This is a genomic window from Butyricicoccus sp. AM32-19, from assembly GCF_003480365.1.
In the GTDB taxonomy this organism is placed as follows: Bacteria; Bacillota; Clostridia; order Oscillospirales; family Butyricicoccaceae; genus Agathobaculum; species Agathobaculum butyriciproducens.
The window spans coordinates 65,025-85,049 of the sequence record NZ_QUIX01000003.1 but is presented as its reverse complement, the minus strand read 5'-3'; the positions used below and the strand labels follow the sequence as shown (position 1 = coordinate 85,049).

Here is a 20,025-nt window from a genome sequence, read left to right as displayed (position 1 = left end):
TGCAGAAATCGGTTCCGCACTGTATCGTTTGATAGAAAATGCACCGCAGTTTTGCGGTGCATTTTTTTGCAGACACCGAAAAAACACTGGTTTTCGCGTTCGCAGTACCGTATAATAGGGGAGTACCGCGGGAATGTTTGCTATTCCACCTGTTTAGAATATTAAAAAGGAGAATTTCACATGAAAAAACGTACATTTTTGCTTTTTGGCCTGTTGGCGATGCTGGTTCTGACCGCCTGCGGCGGCAAAACGGGCGCGCAGACCTCGACGGATGATGCCACCGACACGAGCGATAACTCGCAGCAGACGACCGCTGAGGAGACCGCACAGCCCATCGGTCAGCACCATGCACAAATCACCATCAAGGACCACGGCACGATTGACATCGAGCTGGACGGCGATGCAGCGCCTATCTCAGTTCAGAATTTTATGGACCTTGCAAACGACGGCTTTTATGACGGACTGACCTTTCACCGCATTATTACCGGCTTTATGATGCAGGGCGGCGACCCGCTGGGCAACGGCACCGGCGGCTCGGAGAACACCATCAAGGGCGAGTTTTCGGATAACGGTGTGGAGAACAAGCTGTCGCACACGCGCGGTGCGGTTTCGATGGCACGCTCAAGCAATCCGGACAGCGCATCCTCGCAGTTCTTCATCGTTCAGCAGGACAGCACCTATCTCGACGGCCAGTACGCCTGCTTCGGCTATGTGACCAAGGGCATGGATGTTGTGGATGAAATCTGCGATAATACGCCGGTCGAGGACGATAACGGCACGGTTAAGACGGAAAATCAGCCGGTTATTGAGAGTATTAAGATTATCGACTGACCGTGCAAAGCGTAAAGAGTTGAGGGTAAGTTTCGGTTTTCCTCTTAACATAATAAAGCACCCCCTCTGTCAGACAGTATGATATACGGTCTGACAGAGGGGGTGCAGTTCAATCCCGGACTGTACACAGGATTCGGGATGTTTTTTTTACTTCGCTGTTAATATTTCAGATGCCGTTCCGAAGGATTTCATCTTTTCGGTAAACTGGAATTTACCGAGATAACACCACTTTTTTCAGTCGGCCAGGATTTTCTGAGAGCCGTATAGGAAATCAGGAAGTTGGCAAGCCAGCCTGCCGGCACGGCAAGCCAGACAAATGCAATACCAAAACGCGGTGCACAGATCAACGCCACGGACAAGCGAATCGCAAGGTTTACCATATTGGCAATGAGGAACGGCCGCATGATTCCGAGTCCGCGAAGAACGCCATCGGTCGCCATTTTGATGCCCATAAAGACAAAGAAGAAACCAAGCCATCTCATATAATCCCCGGACACCTGATAAGCCAGGGCGGTTCCGTCTTTTCCAAGGAACAGCGAGGAAATCTGCGTGTGCAGCGTTTCAATGACAAGGAAGGCAAGAACAGCAAAACATACATCCAGCACCAATGCTGCGCGGTAGCCTTTTTTGATGCGCTGGGTTTTGTTTGCGCCAAGGTTCTGGGAAACATACGGCGAAACCGCATTGCCGATGGACACAAAAATCAGAGAAAAGACGTTCTCCACCCGCATCGTTGCCGCGTATCCTGCGAGTGCCTGTGTGCCGAAGGGATTTACCACCGCCTGTACGATCATCATACCAATAGATACGGTAGATTGCTGAAGAACCGATGGAACAGCAATCTGAAGCATCGAACGCAGCTCCTGCCCGTCAAACCAGACAAAGCTGCTCTTATACCGCCGCATCCGATAAAAGAAAATCAAAAGTGAAAACACAGCCGAAATGCCCTGCGCAATCAGCGTTGCAAGTGCCGCACCGAACACGCCAAGTCTCAGACCGGCTACCATCCAAAGATCCAGCACAATATTCAGGATTGATGAAAAGATCAGCAGTCCCAGCGGAATTTTTGATTCACCAATGGAAGTGAACATGGTAGAAAGAATATTGTACATGAACAAAAACGGAAAACCTACGAAATAGACTCGCAGATACAGTACTGCCTCCTTCAGAATATCAGCAGGGGTCTGTAATCCGCTCATCATCGCATGGGAAAAACAAAAGCCAAAGACGCCAAGGATGATACTCAGAAGTAAAAAGCTGATCAGGGAGGTAGATACAATGGTTTTCATTTTGCCATACTCTCTGGCGCCGAAATAACGGCTTACGAGTACGCCGGCACCGACACCTGCACCCAGCGCCACACAAATGAAAACATTGGTCAGGGCAGCGCAGGCGCCGACCGCCGCCAGTGCGGAGGAGCCGACAAACTGACCGACGATAATGGAGTCAGCCATATTGTATACCTGCTGAAAAAAGCTGCCGAGAATCATCGGCATAGCAAAAACCGTCAGCGCTTTCAGCGGCGCATCGGTAATCAAATACTCATCTTTTGACATGATCATTTTCCTCCACAATTTCTGGCTTTTTATTAGAAAGTACGAGCATAGCAGGTGCGATCAGTACAATGATTAGATCTGTAATCGAAAGCACCGCAGGAATTTCTCTAAACAAGAAAAAGCCAAATACCATTGCTGCAGCCGGTTCACAGGAACACAGAATGGATGCCTTTCCCGCCTCCATATAATCCGGTGTTGCCTTAAGGAATCCGCTTTGTCCGTTTTGATCTTGCGGATAGAACCGCCGTGTACCGGTCGGTTCGCACGGTGGTGTGCGAGGTCGGCTTTCTATGCAGGAGAGCCTCCTGCCCGATTGGCTATATCAAACCGGACAGCACGGCTGTCATCCAATCCGATAATACCTTTTCATAAAATCCAGAAAGTGAATAGCCTGCTCGGACATACGCCGTATGGACGGATACACAATGTACAGCCGGCGCAGGAACGCTGACCGTCCGAGGGGGAACAGCAGCAGTCGTCCCTGCTGTGCATCGGTCTGCACAGTTGCGCGCGACAGAATGGAAATGCCCATGCCAAGTGCGATGCAACGCTTGAGCGCTGCCGCGTCATCCATGACGGCGATGACATTCAGTTCATCAAGCGACAGACCGTGATTTTGAAGGAAATACAGTGTTTCCTGCTTGGTGCCCGAGTTGTCCTCGCGCAGCAGGAACGGTTCGCGCAGGAGCGCTGTCAGCGGGTCCGGCTGGCTTTGATAGGCACGGAAATGCGGTGTGTTCGGTGCGGCGATTACCAGCTCGTCCGAGGTGACCGGCAGAAATTCGCAGTTGGCCTCCGCGGTCTTTGTGCCGACCAGACCGATATCGCAGGTGCTGTCTGCGACCTTGTTTATCACATCCAGACTGTCCGAGCAGCTGGTGCGAAACCGGATCTCCGGGGCCTTCTCGTGGTACGCTGCCAGCAGCTCGGGCAGCAGATACAGCGACGGCACGGACGATACGCCGATATGCAGCATGGTTTCCTGCTCGTTGGACAGCTCCAGAATGGCTTTGTGCCGCAAATCGAGGATTTCTGCGGCATAATTATACAGCGTCTGACCGGCCGGTGTCACCGAGAGCGTTTTTGTCGTGCGCTTGAGCAACTGCGTGTGCAGCTCCTTTTCCAGATTGCAGATGTGTGCGCTGACGGTCGGCTGTGACAGGTACAGCTTCTGTGCAGCAAGTGAAAAACTGCGGTACTTCACGGTATAGACATAGGCTTCCAGCTGACGAATATCCATGGGCGGCATTCCTTTCTTTTTCTCCATTATAGCTGTATTTATAGATTATATCAATAGATTCAATCAGATTATCAATAGAATCGATTTCACATTGAAAACACCGCATGATATACTGAATACAGCATAAAATTCCCTCATTTCACAAAAAGGAGAAAATCATGAAACTGTTTGACAAGACATGGAAGCTGGCAGTGTCCGGTGCGGTAATCGGACTGCTGGTCATGCTTCTGGCAATTTACGGCAACCCTGCCAACATGGCGATCTGCGTTGCCTGCTTCATCCGCGATACAGCGGGTGCGCTCAAGCTGCACACTGCGGCTCCGGTGCAGTATTTCCGCCCGGAGGTCGTCGGCTTTGTCTGCGGCTCGTTCCTGCTGGCGCTGCTGACCAAGGAGTATAAGTCCACCGCCGGTTCCTCGCCGATGGTGCGTTTTATTCTGGGCGCTGCGATGATGATCGGCGCCCTCGTGTTCCTCGGCTGTCCGCTCCGCATGGTACTTCGCATGGCCGCCGGTGACTTGAATGCGTGGGTCGCGCTTATCGGCTTTGCAGGCGGTGTGGCGACCGGCTCGTTCTTCCTTAAGAAGGGTTTCTCGCTCGGCCGTGCGTATGAGGCCAAGCCGGTCGGCGGCGCCGTTCTGCTGGTTCTGCTGGCGGCGCTGCTCGTAATCGGCGTGGCGACCGGCGCTTATGCGGTCAGCACCGAGGGCCCAGGCAGCAAGCATGCGCCGATCATTCTTTCTCTGGTCGTTGCGCTCATCATCGGTGCGCTCGCGCAGAAGAGCCGTATGTGCTTTGCGGGCAGCATCCGCGACATCATTCTGATGAAGAATTTCGACCTGATCAGCATTATCGCGGCTCTGTTTGCCGTGATGGCAGTCTACAATGCGGCAACCGGCAGCTTCCACCTCGGTTTTTCCGGTCAGCCGATCGCGCATTCCCAGCACCTGTGGAACATTCTTGGTATGTATGTTGTAGGATTTGCGGCTGTGCTGGCTGGCGGCTGCCCGCTGCGTCAGCTTATTCTGGCCGGCCAGGGCTCGTCTGACAGTGCGGTTACCTTCCTCGGCATGCTGATCGGCGCGGCATTCGCGCATAACTTCGGTCTGGTCGGTGTGGCTGCCAAGGCGGCAACCGAAACCGAGCCTGCAGTTGCCGGCGGCCCGGCGGCAGCCGGCAAAATCGCCGTGATCGTCTGCATTGTCGTGCTGTTTGTCATTGCGGGCACCAATCTGCGCCGCAAAAAGACGGCAAAGTAAGTCGGAAAAGGAGAATGTGCAATGGCTGAATATGTTGAAGTAGATGTTCGCGGTCTGTCCTGTCCGGAGCCGGTTCTGTTGGCGATGGACGCGATGCAGGATCACCCGGGGAAGCTGATCCGTGTGCTCGGTGACGAGGCGCACACCCGCAAGAATATCGAGAAAATGCTCGAGTATGAGAACAAGTCCGGTCAGACGACCGTGCGTCCGGACGGGTGCTTCGAGATCGTTTTTCAGGCGTAATGCGAGAGAAAAAGCCGTATCAGGTGCTCACCTTCCACACCACCGATGCCGCCATGGAGATGGAGTCATTCTGCAAGCAGAACGGTATTGCCGGCCGGCTGGTGCCGGTGCCGCGCAGATTGTCCGCCGGATGCGGCATCGCGTGGCGCATGGAAGCCGAAGTTTACGCGCAGTATCAGACGGTTATCGCGGACTGCGGGATTGAGATCGAGCAGAGCGAGGCGTTTGTGTTTTAAGTAACCATAAAGCGGCATGACTTTGATGCAAGTCATGCCGCTTTTCTGTTTATTTGTTTTCGGTTTTCACGATTTTCTTTATAAAATGACATTGAGGAAATCCTGTGCAGCCCCAGAATTTTTCGCCGACATGCGCACCGCGTCTGGCCTCCCGCATGACAAGCGGCTTGCCGCACTTCGGACAGCATTTCCCCTCCGACGGCGCAGGTGCAGGCCGCTCGGCGGCAGGCTGGTCTTCCAGCTCCTCCTGCTTGAATTTTTCGATATAGGTGATTGGCTTTTCAATGTGCATTTTGTTCAGATAATACTCACCATCTTCTTTCAAATCCTTCATGGAAGATTTCAGTTCACTTGATTCTCTGTTCATCCGCTTAATCGTTTCCACCAACTGATCCGCACGGATAACCTGTTTTTTTACTTCCTGTGGAGCATCTTGGTCATTGATAATCGTTTTAGGATTAGAAAGCACGACCAATCCCTTGAAAAAGTTACTAAACCAGTGATTTCGAAGTGCTGCCATCACCTTACCATGATTTTCGTTTCGACATTCATTCAGCACCTGCAAATGCCGCTGATTCTGCGTAATCGGCGAATAAATTCCCTCTTTATAGTACCGACCGCCGCAGCGAATTGTGCGGATAAAATCGCCCTTGCTGTTGATCTCGATATTGCCGAACAGATTTTTGCACTCCAACACAAAGTTAATCTTTGGAGTCAGTACCAGAAAGTCAATCTGTGCCGAGGCACCGGACACGCTTTCAATATACAAATCGTGCAGCACAACCATATCCATACCGCTGTTTTTCAGCTCAAACAGAATATTATCCTCACCGATAATACCGGCTTTCACCACGGCAATCTCTTTTGCGATTTTTTTCGCGTTTTCTCCGGCTGCCTTTTCCGCCAGCTCCTCCAGCTGGCGCAGATACTCCTTTGCGTTGCTGGATTCCTTCGCAATCACAACCTCCGGTTTTGAAAACAGTCCCATGTTTATCCCTCGTGTTTCTCTTTTTCCTGAGATTTTCGCTTGTATAATTTTAGTATACCATATAGGAGAAACAAGGAAAAGTTCCGTCCTCAAATTTATCCACAGGTTTGTGCATATCTTCGTGGATATTTCTGCAGGCGCGTAGAAGCCGCAGACTTTCGTCTGCGGCTTCGTTTACGTTTACCTGGCCCTGCTAATCTCCGTTGCCTTTCTCGGCACAATCTGCGCTGTGTATATTTATGATGCAGATTGCAGCGGCAATCACACTCGGGTATTATTTTCCGTCGTTTGCAATCGCGGTGTCAATATTCTCCTGCAGCTGCTTCATGCTGTTTTCGTTCGTGATGCCGCCGAGTACTGGTTCACCGACGATTTTTCCGTTCCGGTCGATAACATAGGTGGTCGGGAATGACATGATGTTCAGTGCAAACTGGCCTGCCTCGCTGCCGGATGCAAAGGTAATGTTGCGGTAGGATGCCCCCTTGGTCTGCAGAATCTGTTTAGCGGTAGCAATGGCATCCGCATTGTCATCGAGCGTTTCCGTATTGATACCAATAACCTCGCCGCCCTGAGCCTTGACGGTCTGGTTCAGCTTGTCCAGATCACCAAGTTCAGCCACGCACGGCTTGCAGCCGCTGAACCAGAAATTCACGACCGTAAACGCGTTGTCAGCGAACAAGCTGCTGTCCACAGCGTTGCCGTCCAGGTCTTTGCCTTCGAAAGCGGGGAACGCGTCGCTAGCGGGTGTGGTGGTGCCTTCCTCGGGCGGAAGTGCCTGCAGCTGGTCCTCCAGCTTGCGGACCTTGGCGGCATCGTCGGTCAGCGTCTTGTAGTCCTCGTCCGAGAGCTGGTCCTTGACGTTTTTAATCGCAAGATCGAGTACATCAGCGTAGTTGGTGCTCTGGGTGCTCTGCGACAGATTGTCCTTGTCGAGCGAATTCAGAGCCGTTGTCCACAGTTCCTGGTGCTGGTCGAGGATGGCGTTTTCCTCCGCTATCAGTTCGGAGACGGTTTTTGCCGGTTTGCCGCAGGCGGATGCGCCGAGCAGCAGGCTTATGGACAGGGCAAATGCGATCAGTCGATTTCGTTTCATTAGATGGTCTCTCCTTTGTCAGTCGTTTGGGTTTTATCGCCCAGACCGTAGCGGTAGCAGATAGCACCGGTCGGGCAGGCTTTCATGCACATACCGCAGCGGATGCACTCGGCATGATCGGGATTTTTCGTAATATCCACATCCATTTTGCAGGCTTTGGCGCATGCGCCGCACGATACACATTTGTGCGTATCCACCTGCATCCGGAACAGCGAAACGCGGTTCAGCAGCGCATAAAACGCGCCGAGCGGGCACAGCCACTTGCAGAACGGACGGTAAAACAGCACGCTGCACACGATAACGGTCAGCAGAACGGCTGCTTTCCAGGTAAACAGTGCGCCGAGCGCGGCGCGGATGCCGGAGTTGACCGCCGCCAGCGGCAGCGCACCCTCGAGCACGCCCTGCGGGCACAGGTACTTGCAGAAGAACGGGTCGCCCATGCCGAGCTCGTTTGTGACAAGTACGGGCAGCAGCACCACCATGATCAGCAGCACCGCATATTTCACATAGCGGAGCGGCTTCAGCCTTTTGGTGGACAGCTTAGGCGAGGGGATTTTGTGCAGCAGCTCCTGAAACCAGCCGAACGGGCACAGAAAGCCGCAGATAAACCGTCCGAGCAGCACGCCGAGCAGGATCAAGATACCGGTGATGTAATACGAAAACCGGAATTTCGACGAGCCGACGACCGCCTGAAATGCGCCGATCGGGCACGCGCCCGCCGCGCCGGGACAGGAATAGCAGTTCAGGCCGGGCACGCAGACCGCCTTGCCGCCGCCCTGATATAATTTGCCCTGCAAAAAATTCGGCAGGTGGATATTGGTCAGCAGAGCCGCTGCTGCCTGTATCCAGCCGCGAAAGCGGGCTAAAACCGGAATATTTCTCTTATCCAATCCCAACACACTCCATACACAGGCGGATCGCCTTTGATAATACCGTATCGGCTTCGCCTCTCCACAGGCCGAACCCGATCATTGCAATGCCGACTGCCAGCAGGAAAAGCTGGGCGGCGGTTCTGTGCTTCAGCATTGTTATGCCCCTTTCGAAGTTGTTGGCACTAGTATACTGCACGGGAGATAAAATCTGTGTTAAGGTGCTAAAAAAACAAAAATTTTTTGCAACAGATTTCGTTAACACAAATTTTATCCCTGTCTGGTATAATAAAGGTATGAAAATGCAAAGGAGGAAAGCTCATGCGTCTTTTGGTGATAGAGGATGAGCGCGATCTGTGTGAGGACATTGCAAAAAAACTGCGTCTGTCCGGCTATGAGGCGGATATCTGCTTTGACGGAGAAGCGGCGCTGGAGCTGCTGGCGGTAGAAAAATACGATCTGGTGCTGCTCGACCTGAATCTGCCTAAGGTGGACGGTATGACGGTGCTGCGAACCCTGCGGGAGCATGATCAGGAGACCGGCGTGCTCATCCTGTCGGCACGCAGTGAAATATCCGACAAGGTTGACGGACTGGATGCCGGCGCGAACGATTATCTGTCCAAACCGTTCCATTTAGAGGAACTGGAAGCGCGTGTGCGCAGTCTGACGCGCCGCCGATTTGTGCAGCAGGATGTATGCCTGCGGTGCGGCGGGCTGACGTTTGATACCCGCAGCCGCACGGCTACGGCAGACGGACAAACGCTTTCGCTCACGCGCAAGGAGAGCGGCATTCTGGAATATCTGCTGCTTAACCGCGGCAGACCCATCAGCCAGGAAGAACTCATCGAGCATGTGTGGGACAGCAGCGTGGACAGCTTCAGCAACTCCATCCGTGTGCATATCTCCATGCTGCGAAAAAAACTGCGTGCAGCACTGGGATACGACCCGATCCGCAACAAGATCGGTCAGGGCTACGAGATAGGAGCGGACGAATGAGCAAACGAATTTCTGTCCAGTGGCGCATTACGATATTGACCGCGCTGCTTATCGCGGCGGCGTGTGTGAGCCTGAATTTACTGCTGTTTTACTCAGGCTCGGGCAGCATGGATGCGCTGAACGGCTTTGTGGTGGAATACAAGACGGAAAACCAGCAGGAAATGACCATTCAGATACCCAAAGAGAATATGCAGGCATTTTTCAGTGACTTTTCGCAGCAGGTCAATGAAGAAAAGGTGCGTTTTGAGCGCATAGGCTGGTACATCACCGCGCTGGTGACACTGCTGAGTGCCATTATCGCGTATTTCTTCAGCGGAAAGGCTTTGAAGCCGCTGAAGGATTTTGCACAGCAGACCGAACAGATCAATGAAGAAAGCCTGACGGACACCCGTCTGCCGGAGGATACGACTGCCGAGTTCCGGCAGCTGAGCGAGTCGGTGAACAGTATGCTGGACCGGCTGGCGCAGGCGTTCGATGCACAGCGGCAGTTTACGGGAAACGCCGCCCATGAGCTGCGGACACCGCTGGCGCTGATGCAGACAAGGCTGGAGCTCTTTGCGGCGGAACATCGGCAGATGAGCGAAGAAACCGCGAAATTGCTGCATTTTCAGCAGGAGCAGGTCGAGCGCCTGAGTGCGCTTGTGCGCACCCTGCTTGAGATGAGCGACCTGCGATCGGTGCCGCGCACCGACCGTATCGACCTTGCACCGATGGTCGAGGAGGTGCTGGTCGATCTGACACCGCTGGCACAGAAAAACGGTATTACACTGACGCAGGCAGGCGAAAACGTGCAGCTTGTCGGCAGTGATGTGCTGCTGTACCGGCTGCTGTTCAATTTGACAGAGAACGCGATCAAGTATAACCGCACGGGCGGCTCGGTGGAAGTGTCTGTCGAGCGGGAAGGAGGTCAGGCGGCAATCCGCGTGCGGGATACCGGTCCGGGCATTGCCGAGGAGTACCGGGACAGCATCTTTCAGCCGTTTTTCCGCGTGGATAAGTCGCGCAGCCGCGCAATGGGCGGCGTGGGACTGGGACTGGCGCTCGTGCAGGAGATTGTCCGCCTGCATGGCGGCACAGTGCGCGTTGAACAGAGCGCGGATACGGGAACGACTATTCTGGTAACACTGCCGGTTGGAAAAGCGGCTTGACGCTCAAATTGAGGGCATATATACGCACGGCTGTTCAGCATGCTCTGCTGGCGGTACGCTGCTGCACCGTATATTTAAGGTATAAAAGCATCAGCTGCAGGGGAGCTGCCGGAAGGCGGCTCCCTTATTTATGCACGCTGCCTTAACAGCATACACGGTTTACACCCGCTCTGAAATCCCGTATAATTTAGACAGTATAACGGACAGGAGAGCACATTACAGTATTCGGAGGTGCGCCATGCCAAAACCGAAATGGAATCTGAACACGATCTACATATCCGAGCGACTGCAGGAGAGCCTGCGGCCAATCTCGCGCTGTGCCATGACGACCGTGGTTGCACCCATGGGCTACGGCAAAACGACGGCGGTGGAGTGGTATCTCGCGGAACGTGCCAGAGCCGAAGCGCCGTACATTGTGCGCATCAGTGTGTACTCGGGCAATCTTGCGATTTTCTGGAAAAGTGTGCAGGACGCCTTTGCGCGTGCAGGCTTTGCCTTTCTGCGGGAGTACGACTGTCCGACCGACGGAGCCAGCGGCGGACTTCTGATCGACGATCTGTGTCATGCGCTGACCGGTGAGAAGTCCTGCTATATTTTTATTGACGATTTTCACCTGCTGACCGACAAGCGCGCACCGGGATTCCTGTGTGCGCTGGCCGGACGGCTGCCGCCCAATGTTCATCTGATTTTAGCCAGCCGCGACCTGTTCCTGCCGGCGGCAGAGCTTGTCCGGCTGGGTGGAAAGGTGTACCAGATCGGCACGGCGCAGCTTCGGCTTAACCATACCGAGCTGGCGGTCTATACCAAGCGGTGCGGAACCGCGCTTTCCGATGAGCAGATAGATACGCTGTTGTATTACAGCGAGGGCTGGTTTTCGGCGGTTTATCTGAATCTGCGGATGTTTTCCGAGCACGGTGTGCTGCCGGACCCGAATTCGGATATTTCATCCATCTTTACGGCTGCGATGATTGATCCGCTGCCCGAAAAGCAGCGGGAATTCCTTGCGGTGATGGGACTTGCCGACGAATTTACGGTCGAAATGGCGCAGTTCGTCATGGCAGACGCGCATGCCGAGGACCTGCTTGCCGCGCTGACCGGGCAGAATGCGTTTGTCAAGCGTCTGCCGGACGGCGTGACCTACCGGTTTCATCACATGATGAAGGAATGCGCGCTGCACACCTTCCTGTCCATGCCGAAGGAGCGGCAGACCGTCTACCGCGGGCGGCTCGGCATCTGGTATGAGGATCATCGGCTGTATCTGCATGCCATGATCGAGTACCGGCAAAACGGCGATTACGATGCGATGCTGCGCACGCTGCAGAAGGATGCAGGCATTCTGCTTTCCTCGCTGCACCCGAAGGCAGTGCTGGCAGCACTGGACGAATGCCCGGCAGCGGTGCTCGCAAGCCATCCGCTGGCGATTCTGGTGCTTATGCGGAGTATGTTCAACTGGCGCAATATCCCGAAAATGCTGGAGCTGAAGGAGCTGCTGCTGACGGCGATTTCCGAAAATACAGCGCTTTCCGCACAGGAAAAAGGCGATTTGCGGGGAGAATGCGACCTGATCATGAGTTTTCTCTGCTACAACGATATCAGCGCCATGAGCCGCCTGCACCGGAGTGCCAGCGCGCAGATGTCGCGGAAGGCGATCAGCATCCAGTCCGGCGGCGGCTGGACCTTCGGCTCGCCGTCTGTGCTGATGATGTTTTACCGCGCACCGGGTGAGCTGCAGAGCGAGCTTGCCGAGATGGATGAGTGCATGCCGCACTATTATAAAATCACCGGCAATCACGGTCAGGGTGCCGAGACCATCATGCGTGCCGAGGCGGCGTTCCTGCAGGGACGCTTGACGGATGCACATATCGAACTCGAAAGCGCGTGCGCCCGGATTCAGGACAACGGGCAGGCCAATATGGCGCTGTGCTGTGATTTTCTGGCGTGGCGGCTGTCGCTGTTTGCGGAGATGAAGTATCACTGCACGCTTGCCGAGCGGCACGCGGAGCTGCTGCGGCATCACAATGCTTCCTGGCTGAACCTGTGGAACGCGATTGCGGCGTATTATTACGCTTTGCTTGGAAAAACCGATAAAATTCCGGAGGTTTTTCGTGCGCACAGGCTTTCAACTGTGCATACACTGGCACCGGGCAAGCCGATGATCGAGATGATCGAAAATCAGGTCGGTCTGGCACAGGGTGACTACGCCCGTGTCGTCGGCCGGAGCGAAAGGATGCTCGCTGTGTGCGAAGGCATGCACTACGCACTGGTCGCGCTGCATATCCGTATCCAGACGGCAGCGGCATATGAAATGCTGGGTAAGCACGCGGAGGCACAGGCGCAGCTCGATCGGGCACTGACCGACGCGGAACCGGACGGCTTTGTCATCCCGTTTGCGGAGAATTATCGCTATCTCAAGCCATTGCTGGCAGAGCGGCTGCAAACCGGAACGGTTGCACAGATCATCGAACTGGGAGAAGCCGCAGAGCGGCGAAAGGCCGGATTTGACCGTCCGGAAGCCCTGTCTGCGCTGACCGAGCGGGAATATGAGATTGTCCGGCTGATGGCACAGCGGCTGAACAACCGTGAGATCGCGGAAAAGCTGTATCTGTCCGAGGGCAGTATCCGGCAGTATGTGAATCAAATTTACACCAAACTGCAAATAGCAGGAGAGCCGCGCGCGAAGCGCAAGCTGCTGCTCGACCTGCTTGCGGATAAAAACTAACAACTTGTGAATGGTTTTTTTGAAAGGTTCACCGTATCCTATAGGTACGGTGAACCTTTCATTTTGTGTAAGCGAGAGGAGGTACGCATTTGGACCGGAAATACATTCAGTCAGTCAAACCGCTGACCGACCACGTTCTGCAGGTCGATTTTATCTCCGGCAGCCGCCTGCTGCTGGATATGAAGCCCTATCTGGATAAATTCCGATTCCGGTCACTTTCTGACCCGCAGGTGTGGAACAGCGCGGTGACAAACGGCATTTTTGTCCGCTTCGGCGATGTGGAGATGAGCCATAACGAGCTGTTTTCCATGGCCGAGCAGGAGCACTGAAACAGAAAAGAAGGAGAATGGCATGAGTAAAAAGCAGATAATACGACGGCGAGGGTTGTGCGGCCTGCTGGCGGTGGTGATGTGTATAGGGGTGCTGCCCCCAACAGCCGGGGCAGCCGTGACGGCAGAAAACGACTGGGAGATCTTTGATGCCTCGGACACCTACAATCTGCCGGGCACACAGGAGCAGATTTTGCAGGAGATGATCAAGAGCCCCGAATTTGCGGAGCAGTGGGCGGGCATTGCAAACAATGTTTTGCCAAAAACGTACTATAATGACAACAATGAACACGGCTATCATGAGCCGTATACCGCTCTGACTGCGGCAGATTACGCAAAGGTACAGTATACATCCAAGGGCCTGCGGGATGCTGTCAGCAGCGTCGTTGACCAGAGTGCGATTTTGAGCGGCTCGGGTGTTTTGAACAGCCTTCCGGAAGGAGAAACCCCGGTTTATTATGTCTCTACCAGAGCGGAGAAGGAACGCGATGACCATCACTCTTATGTAAGTACCGGCTACGGCTACTATGTGCAGGCGTTCTACGACTTTGAAATTCAGGGTATTGCGAATCGGTTTGAAACGCCTTCTATCGAGACGGATGACACAACGGCATCGCTCGAACAGAAGGGCTACCGGTTTAATCTGGGCGGCAGCTCGGACAGCTACAAGGTAACGGCGGAAAACCGCAACGACTTTGAAAATACGGTCGAAAAAAGCTATACCTATGAAAAGAGCACCACTACCTCGACCACGGTCTCCAATACCTATTCGCAGAACTGGACCGAGGAGACCACGGTAGGAGTTGAATTCAGCGTGCCCGTGCTGGCCGCGCTTTCGCCCACTGCCAAGGTAGAGCAGAGCTTTTCCTACTCCTACGGCATGGAAAAGACCTACGAGAGCAGCAAGGAGGAGTCCTACGCGCAGTCCATTACGGATACCATCTCCGTACCGCTGCCGGCACATACGGGCATTGACATCAATGTCGATGTGACCGACCTGCAAACGACCATCCCCTATACCGGCGCGGTGTACATCAAGTATAAGACCATGCTCCTCTCGGTTACCGGTTATCATCGAACCAAGGGGTCAATAGACAGTTGGAAGGGCCGGGAGTTCAGGCAGTATACCTTCGGTCGGAACGGCAGAAGTGCAATCGAGGATCTGGATGCACGCATCCAGAACCGGGATGTCTCCGGCTACGACCCCGATGGTCTGGATATGAACACCCTGTATCAGGGCGCATTCAAGACGGCCGCCGATCAGCTGCGCTCCGGTCAGCCGGTCGCGCCGTACTTCGGTTCGTTCCACTACACCTCCAAGAACACCGTCATCACCCCGCAGAAGGTGTATCCGATCTATGCGCTCGATCGTCTGGCGCCTGATACCGAACAGGTCTCGCTGTACGAGCAGCAAAGCCTGCGTCTGGACAGCATCAAGGTTGCGGCGAAGAATGAATACGATGTGGACTGGTACGGTTTCAATCCACGCCTGAGCGGCGAATGGACGGTTGTGGACGAAGGTTTGAACGACGCTTCGGAGTATGCCGAGGTCACGACAAACCGCAACGGCTACCCTGTTCTCAAGGCGCTCAAGCCGAATGACGGAGCACAGCTGTTCCTGCGCTATCAGCCGAAGGATACGATCGAAACAACGGATGATTTCAACAGCGATCGGATTGAACTGACCATCCTGCCCGTTGTGCTTTCCTCGGTTACGGTAGAGGGCAGCTTTGAGCCGTTCTACTTCAACGACGGCAGCAACACCGCCGACGTTAAGGGTCTGACCGTGGCCGCTAAGGACGAGGACGGCAACGATTTTGATGTAACCGGCAAGGTCAAGTGGTATGCAGAAGCAAACGATGACATTACGGTTGACGAAACCACGGGCAGCATCAGGTTTACCGCACCGGGAACCTATCAGATCTATGCCGTAGTGAACGGCACGGAATCCAACCGTGTACCGCTGCAGGTTCTGCCCGAGCGGCAGCTCGATACGCTGACCGTGAACGGCACGATTCCCGATCTGATCTATAACGACGATACGGCGAACACCTTTGACCTGAGCACGCTCGATGTGGAGGCCAAGGATCAGTACGGCGAGGACATGACGCTCCAAAATGACCGGTTCGAGTGGCGGCTTGCCTCGGATAAGGGCTATGCCGCAATCAGCGGCAGCACAATTACCGGCCTTGTAGTCGGCACGGATACGGTTACCCTGTATTATCCGGTCGGACAGGACGAGCAGGGCGAAAAGGTCTATCGGACGGCACAGCCGCTGCCCGTACAGGTGACGGCAAAGCCGTATCTGAATGAGCTGTATTATAATGACGGCGCTCCCGCCGCAGTAGAGGGCGCAGAGTATGATCTGTCCCGCATTCCGCTGCTGGCGCGCGATCAGCACGGCAATCCCTGTGGAATTCCGTCGGACATCGAGTGGACGCTGGCAGACACCAATCAGACCAATGCCACGATTGAAAACGGAAAACTGCTCGTTGCGGTTGGCAGTGTCCCGGATGCCTCCTATGCGGATGTGATTCTGGAAGCCTCCTCTGCCTCTGCCGGCAAGACTGCAAAGAATGTCGTTGTTAAGGTCGAGCAGCAGCCGATCCTCAAGACAATTCGCGCCGACATGAAGGACGGTTTTGTCCTGCGGCTGGATGAAAATGCGGTTCTTGCAGATCAGTTTACCGCTGCCGGCTACGATCAGTATGGCAGAGAAATGACCGGCGGCAGCTTTGAATGGGTTAGCTCCAAGCCGGATGTGGTTTCACTCGAAAACGGAACACTCAAGGCACTGAAAGAAGATTCTACCGAGATCTATGCCCGTTCCGGCGACATCGAGAGTAACCACATTACGCTGACGGTCAATGCCCCGAGACGGCTGACTGCAATCACCGCAGACGGAATTCCGTCGTCCGTTCGGAAAAACACGACGCTGGATCTGTCTGCAGTTAAGGCAACGACGCTCGATCAGTTCGGCAAGGCCTTTACTCCGGAAGAGCTGGCGGCCTATCCGGCTTCTGTACGATGGACGCTGGAAAAGAATGATACGCATGCCGTTATCAGCGGAAATACACTCAGCTTTGGTGATCAGGATGGCACGATGACCCTGATCTGTGCTGCGGTCAACGCAGACACCAATGTGATCGTGGAAAAGAAGATTATCATTCGCATCACAGACTCTACCTCCGGCGGCGGCTCGTCCGGCGGCGGTGGTGGCGGCGGAGGCGGCGGCTTCTCAGCACCCAGCTATTCGGTATCTGTAGATGATGTAAAGCACGGCACTGTCACCGTATCTCCCAAATCCGCATCCAAGGGCGACACTGTGACCATCACGGCAACCCCCGACAAGGGCTACGTCCTCGAAAGCCTGACCGTGCTGGACAAGGACGGCAAGGCGCTTGCGCTGACCGACAAGGGCAGCGGCAAGTACACCTTCGTCATGCCTGCGGGCAAGGTCACGGTGAAGGCAGTCTTTATGGACGACAACACCATGCTCAACTTCTTCACCGATGTGCACGCGGAGGATTATTACTATGACGCAGTCCTCTGGGCGGCGCAGAAGGGCATTACCGGCGGCATGAGCGACACGCTGTTCGCTCCAAACGCTGCCTGCACCAGAGCGCAGATTGTAACCTTCCTGTGGCGTACGGCGGGCTCGCCTGAACCGAGTGCATTGAGCAGCTTTAACGATGTGCCTTCTGACAAGTATTACGCTAAGGCAGTCGCGTGGGCAGTCGAGAATGGCATCACGGTAGGCACTACAGCTGCTACGTTCAGCCCGGATGACATCTGCACCCGTGCTCACGGCGTTACCTTCCTGTATCGTGCGGCCAAGGCGACGGCTTCGGTCGGTGCATCGGCATTTACCGATGTGACCGACAGCGCCTACTACGCCGATGCGGTCAAGTGGGCAACCGAGCAGGGCATTACCAAGGGCATCAGCAGCACGCTGTTTGGTCCGGATGAGACCTGCACTCGTGCACAGATTGTCACGTTCCTGTACAGACTGTACGGCAGAAAATAAGCAAATCAACCGATAGAAAGCGGCGGCAGGGGAATCCCCCTGCCGCCGTCTGTTTACCGATTTTTTGCCGCCATCTCACGCTTTGGAGCGAGCTGCATTCCCGGACAAACCGCTGCAATATGAGCGAAAGAGACGGAAAAATGTCATAGTTTCGGTAACTCTGCGGCAATGTGTCATAATTTTTCTTTTTTTGTAAAACCCTGTTGACAAAACACGACAGATGCGCTATAGTGTGGATAAAAGAAGATGATGCAGTCGCTTTGACCGCATCTCAAACGATAATGGCAAACCCACCGAAAGGTGGCGACGCAAAGCTATAGGGCCTTACCCCTCATCGAGAGGGCTGGCAGCCAGTTACCGAAAGGAGATCGCCGGATATGAAGCGGCTTTTTCGTATTGCATGCGCAGTTTTTGCAGCAGCTGCCCTCTCGATGGGCGTTACCGCAGCAGCAGTAAATGATGTTGTGGATATGAGTAATTCCACTCACGGTTATGTTACCGTAAACTACTCCTCGAGTGCAAGGCTCAAGGTTGGTATTCAGTACAACGGCGGCAAGACTGTATTCTATGATTGCCCGAGCGGCAAGGATGCTTCCTTCTCTCTCGATAAGGGCAACGGCAAGTACACCGTAACGCTGTACCGCAACGTTTCTGGTACGTCCTATCAGCAGGTCGAGTCCAAGTCCATGAACGTAACCGTTAAGGACAGCTACACTCCGTATCTGGTCTCCACTTCCGAGGTTCAGTTCTCCAAGGGTGATACGGTATCCGCTAAGGCTGCTGAGCTCTGCAGGAACGCCAAGACCGATGAGGCTAAGGTTATCGCCATCTACAACTATATGGCAAGCCGTTATACTTATGATAACAAGCTGGCGAATGAGATCACCAGCGGCACGATCACCAAGTACATCCCGGATACCGCCGCTACCCTGAAGGGCACCACCGGTATCTGCTACGATTTTTCCTCGCTGTTTGCAGCAATGTGCCGCAGCCAGGGCATCCCGTGTGCACTGACCAAGGGTTACGCCGGCTCTAGCTACCACGCTTGGAACAAGGTAAACCTGAATGGCAAGTGGTATCAGATTGACCTGACCTACGCGGTTACCCGCAGCGTGAAGAACGCAAAAACCCTGCATGACTGTGTATCTCCGCTGACCTACACCAGCACTAGCGATGCGCTTGCAGTAGCTGCGGCTTAACACTTTTTCATTTCATTTTGTATGCAAATGGTCCTGATGGGATATGTTTATGCCCAATCAGCGGCGATTTCTTGCATAAAAAACGATTCCGGATTGAAACTCTTCTTCGTTTTTACAGTATTTGCTTGTTGTTCGCGGGCATTTATGGTATACTAAAGAAGAGGATCCGGAGGATTTCTGTCCTGCGCAGGCAAAGGGCTGTGTATGCAGTCCGGCGTGTCTGCCGACAGAAAAGATCGTAAAATTCTGTGCATGACTTCCGTAAAGGGGTACAGGTACAGACAAAGGCACAGCCGGTGAAAACCGGTGTCGCAAAGCTAAATGGGCCTAAACGGAAGACTTTCTTCCGCATGGCAGCCGGCTGCCAAAGGTGCTTTATACCCCCTTGCAGAGCTATGCGCGCTGTAAAGGGGGTATTTTATTTGGAGGTTGAAACTGCATTGCATTCTGAGATTATCGCAAACCCACAAACACATGATCTGTGCGGCTCGTTGAGGAGCAAGTTGTACAGACAAAGGCACCATCGGTGAAAGCCGGTCTCGCAAAGCCAGGGGCCTAAACGGAAAGTCTCTTTCCGCATGGCAGCCGGTTGCCAGAAATACATTTGCAATCCCTCTCGATCAGCATGCACGCTGACCAAGGAGGTATTCCTATGTTAAAAAAGAATATGCGTAAACGTCTGCTCGCAGGAGCACTTGCGACTATCATGGCGCTGACCATGTGCCCGACCTGGGCGCTGGCCGGCGATGAAGGCATCACCACCCTTCCGTCACCGGAAGACCAGATGCCGGTTGTTGACAGTACTCCCGCAGAAGACACCATTCAAAAAACTCCCGATGCTGAGACCCAAGGACAGACTGAGCCTCAGGATACTGCACAGGCAGGACAGATTGAGAATCCGGATCCTGCACAGGCACCGTCCGGCGGTACGGACATCGAGGAGACTGGCAATAATAGCAGTTCCAATGAAAATGATTCTCAGAATAATGATGCAGTAAGCAATTCTCCGGCAAATGAAATTGCAACGACGAGCGGTAATAGCGATAACGCAGTTGATGTTTATGCCAATAAGGTTCAGACCATCGAGGCTGAATATTGGCTGACCAACCGTCGGGCAGTCGGTGACGATGGCAACTCGATGACCATCAACGAAGCTGTTGTCGGCAATGGCAAGGCTGTTACCGACCTCGCACCCGCTGAGCGCGAAGCAACTGCAGACGCGGCCTACAACACCGTTTTCTGGCAGGCTCGTGTGCATGCCAGCAACAAAAAGCAGACTGACTAGGGTGGCG

At 54.1% G+C, this 20,025-nt stretch carries 17 protein-coding genes and 3 riboswitches; of the genes, 11 read left to right on the top strand and 6 right to left on the bottom strand.

Going from position 1 to position 20,025, the window contains the following annotated elements:
- The first annotated feature begins 180 nt into the window (after positions 1 to 180).
- Positions 181 to 831 carry a peptidylprolyl isomerase gene (locus DW806_RS04175; protein WP_117490169.1) on the top strand — a complete coding sequence of 217 codons (651 nt, stop codon included), beginning with the start codon at positions 181 to 183 and terminating at the stop codon, positions 829 to 831.
- Positions 832 to 1,019: 188 nt separating this feature from the next.
- Here DW806_RS04175 and DW806_RS04170 read toward each other — a convergent pair whose 3' ends face one another.
- Together DW806_RS04170 and DW806_RS04160 are read right to left on the bottom strand one after the other, a co-directional pair.
- Positions 1,020 to 2,393, bottom strand: a complete 1,374-nt coding sequence (locus DW806_RS04170; protein WP_442861140.1) for an MATE family efflux transporter — start codon at positions 2,391 to 2,393, stop codon at positions 1,020 to 1,022.
- Positions 2,394 to 2,730: 337 nt separating this feature from the next.
- Positions 2,731 to 3,627 carry a selenium metabolism-associated LysR family transcriptional regulator gene (locus DW806_RS04160; RefSeq protein WP_158578284.1) on the bottom strand — a complete coding sequence of 299 codons (897 nt, stop codon included), beginning with the start codon at positions 3,625 to 3,627 and terminating at the stop codon, positions 2,731 to 2,733.
- Positions 3,628 to 3,785: 158 nt separating this feature from the next.
- On the opposite strand from DW806_RS04160, the gene yedE reads away from it, so the two are divergent.
- Genes yedE through DW806_RS04145 form a run of 3 tightly spaced genes read left to right on the top strand, consistent with a single transcriptional unit; the run spans position 3,786 to position 5,365 of the window.
- A complete protein-coding gene (gene yedE / locus DW806_RS04155) occupies positions 3,786 to 4,886 on the top strand; it encodes a YedE family putative selenium transporter (protein ID WP_118729198.1) in 1,101 nt (366 codons plus the stop codon).
- A 21-nt stretch (positions 4,887 to 4,907) separates the two neighbouring features.
- The gene (locus tag DW806_RS04150) at positions 4,908 to 5,129 is read left to right on the top strand and encodes a sulfurtransferase TusA family protein (protein ID WP_118284744.1); all 222 of its coding nucleotides are present in this window, start codon (positions 4,908 to 4,910) and stop codon (positions 5,127 to 5,129) included.
- On the top strand, positions 5,129 to 5,365 hold the full coding sequence (locus DW806_RS04145; protein ID WP_110435623.1) for a DUF3343 domain-containing protein: 237 nt from the start codon (positions 5,129 to 5,131) through the stop codon (positions 5,363 to 5,365). The genes DW806_RS04150 and DW806_RS04145 overlap by 1 nt, the downstream gene beginning before the upstream one ends.
- Positions 5,366 to 5,414: 49 nt before the next feature.
- Here DW806_RS04145 and DW806_RS04140 read toward each other — a convergent pair whose 3' ends face one another.
- The 4 genes from DW806_RS04140 to DW806_RS04125 all read right to left on the bottom strand — a co-directional run bounded on the left by DW806_RS04140 (position 5,415) and on the right by DW806_RS04125 (position 8,472).
- Positions 5,415 to 6,353: a nuclease-related domain-containing protein gene (locus DW806_RS04140; RefSeq protein ID WP_118729197.1), complete on the bottom strand. Its 939-nt coding sequence runs from the start codon at positions 6,351 to 6,353 to the stop codon at positions 5,415 to 5,417.
- A 274-nt stretch (positions 6,354 to 6,627) separates the two neighbouring features.
- The gene (locus DW806_RS04135) at positions 6,628 to 7,446 is read right to left on the bottom strand and encodes a TlpA family protein disulfide reductase (protein WP_118729196.1); all 819 of its coding nucleotides are present in this window, start codon (positions 7,444 to 7,446) and stop codon (positions 6,628 to 6,630) included.
- A complete protein-coding gene (locus tag DW806_RS04130) occupies positions 7,446 to 8,336 on the bottom strand; it encodes a 4Fe-4S binding protein (protein WP_118729195.1) in 891 nt (296 codons plus the stop codon). The genes DW806_RS04135 and DW806_RS04130 overlap by 1 nt, the downstream gene beginning before the upstream one ends.
- Positions 8,329 to 8,472: a CD1871A family CXXC motif-containing protein gene (locus DW806_RS04125; protein ID WP_110435619.1), complete on the bottom strand. Its 144-nt coding sequence runs from the start codon at positions 8,470 to 8,472 to the stop codon at positions 8,329 to 8,331. The genes DW806_RS04130 and DW806_RS04125 overlap by 8 nt, the downstream gene beginning before the upstream one ends.
- 164 nt (positions 8,473 to 8,636) lie before the next feature.
- Here DW806_RS04125 and DW806_RS04120 point away from each other — a divergent pair, with 164 nt between their 5' ends.
- The 7 genes from DW806_RS04120 to DW806_RS04090 all read left to right on the top strand — a co-directional run bounded on the left by DW806_RS04120 (position 8,637) and on the right by DW806_RS04090 (position 20,018).
- Positions 8,637 to 9,311 carry a response regulator transcription factor gene (locus tag DW806_RS04120; RefSeq protein WP_118729194.1) on the top strand — a complete coding sequence of 225 codons (675 nt, stop codon included), beginning with the start codon at positions 8,637 to 8,639 and terminating at the stop codon, positions 9,309 to 9,311.
- Positions 9,308 to 10,459, top strand: coding sequence for a sensor histidine kinase (locus tag DW806_RS04115; protein ID WP_118729193.1), 1,152 nt, complete (start codon positions 9,308 to 9,310; stop codon positions 10,457 to 10,459). The genes DW806_RS04120 and DW806_RS04115 overlap by 4 nt, the downstream gene beginning before the upstream one ends.
- 238 nt (positions 10,460 to 10,697) lie before the next feature.
- Entirely contained in the window at positions 10,698 to 13,178 is a 2,481-nt protein-coding gene (locus DW806_RS04110; protein WP_118729192.1) for a helix-turn-helix transcriptional regulator, read from the top strand.
- An 89-nt stretch (positions 13,179 to 13,267) separates the two neighbouring features.
- The gene (locus tag DW806_RS04105) at positions 13,268 to 13,507 is read left to right on the top strand and encodes a DUF2442 domain-containing protein (RefSeq protein ID WP_110435615.1); all 240 of its coding nucleotides are present in this window, start codon (positions 13,268 to 13,270) and stop codon (positions 13,505 to 13,507) included.
- A 22-nt stretch (positions 13,508 to 13,529) separates the two neighbouring features.
- On the top strand, positions 13,530 to 17,534 hold the full coding sequence (locus DW806_RS04100; RefSeq protein ID WP_118729191.1) for an S-layer homology domain-containing protein: 4,005 nt from the start codon (positions 13,530 to 13,532) through the stop codon (positions 17,532 to 17,534).
- Between the two features lie 273 nt (positions 17,535 to 17,807).
- A riboswitch (cyclic di-GMP riboswitch) is annotated at positions 17,808 to 17,896 on the top strand.
- Between the two features lie 15 nt (positions 17,897 to 17,911).
- Entirely contained in the window at positions 17,912 to 18,733 is an 822-nt protein-coding gene (locus DW806_RS04095; RefSeq protein ID WP_118729190.1) for a transglutaminase-like domain-containing protein, read from the top strand.
- A gap of 276 nt (positions 18,734 to 19,009) precedes the next feature.
- Positions 19,010 to 19,102: riboswitch (cyclic di-GMP riboswitch) on the top strand.
- 137 nt (positions 19,103 to 19,239) lie between these two features.
- Positions 19,240 to 19,330: riboswitch (cyclic di-GMP riboswitch) on the top strand.
- A 55-nt stretch (positions 19,331 to 19,385) separates the two neighbouring features.
- Entirely contained in the window at positions 19,386 to 20,018 is a 633-nt protein-coding gene (locus DW806_RS04090) for a hypothetical protein (RefSeq protein WP_118729189.1), read from the top strand.
- Positions 20,019 to 20,025: the final 7 nt, after the last annotated feature.

What these genes read in the sequence shown, in the direction of transcription:
- DW806_RS04175 (WP_117490169.1), top strand. Translation starts at nt 181, where the DNA reads ATGAAAAAACGTACATTTTTGCTTTTTGGCCTGTTGGCGATGCTGGTT.
- DW806_RS04160 (WP_158578284.1), bottom strand. Translation starts at nt 3,627, where the DNA reads ATGGATATTCGTCAGCTGGAAGCCTATGTCTATACCGTGAAGTACCGC.
- yedE (WP_118729198.1), top strand. Translation starts at nt 3,786, where the DNA reads ATGAAACTGTTTGACAAGACATGGAAGCTGGCAGTGTCCGGTGCGGTA.
- DW806_RS04150 (WP_118284744.1), top strand. Translation starts at nt 4,908, where the DNA reads ATGGCTGAATATGTTGAAGTAGATGTTCGCGGTCTGTCCTGTCCGGAG.
- DW806_RS04135 (WP_118729196.1), bottom strand. Translation starts at nt 7,446, where the DNA reads ATGAAACGAAATCGACTGATCGCATTTGCCCTGTCCATAAGCCTGCTG.
- DW806_RS04140 (WP_118729197.1), bottom strand. Translation starts at nt 6,353, where the DNA reads ATGGGACTGTTTTCAAAACCGGAGGTTGTGATTGCGAAGGAATCCAGC.
- DW806_RS04090 (WP_118729189.1), top strand. Translation starts at nt 19,386, where the DNA reads ATGTTAAAAAAGAATATGCGTAAACGTCTGCTCGCAGGAGCACTTGCG.
- DW806_RS04110 (WP_118729192.1), top strand. Translation starts at nt 10,698, where the DNA reads ATGCCAAAACCGAAATGGAATCTGAACACGATCTACATATCCGAGCGA.
- DW806_RS04095 (WP_118729190.1), top strand. Translation starts at nt 17,912, where the DNA reads ATGAAGCGGCTTTTTCGTATTGCATGCGCAGTTTTTGCAGCAGCTGCC.
- DW806_RS04170 (WP_442861140.1), bottom strand. Translation starts at nt 2,393, where the DNA reads ATGATCATGTCAAAAGATGAGTATTTGATTACCGATGCGCCGCTGAAA.
- DW806_RS04145 (WP_110435623.1), top strand. Translation starts at nt 5,129, where the DNA reads ATGCGAGAGAAAAAGCCGTATCAGGTGCTCACCTTCCACACCACCGAT.
- DW806_RS04100 (WP_118729191.1), top strand. Translation starts at nt 13,530, where the DNA reads ATGAGTAAAAAGCAGATAATACGACGGCGAGGGTTGTGCGGCCTGCTG.
- DW806_RS04125 (WP_110435619.1), bottom strand. Translation starts at nt 8,472, where the DNA reads ATGCTGAAGCACAGAACCGCCGCCCAGCTTTTCCTGCTGGCAGTCGGC.
- DW806_RS04115 (WP_118729193.1), top strand. Translation starts at nt 9,308, where the DNA reads ATGAGCAAACGAATTTCTGTCCAGTGGCGCATTACGATATTGACCGCG.
- DW806_RS04120 (WP_118729194.1), top strand. Translation starts at nt 8,637, where the DNA reads ATGCGTCTTTTGGTGATAGAGGATGAGCGCGATCTGTGTGAGGACATT.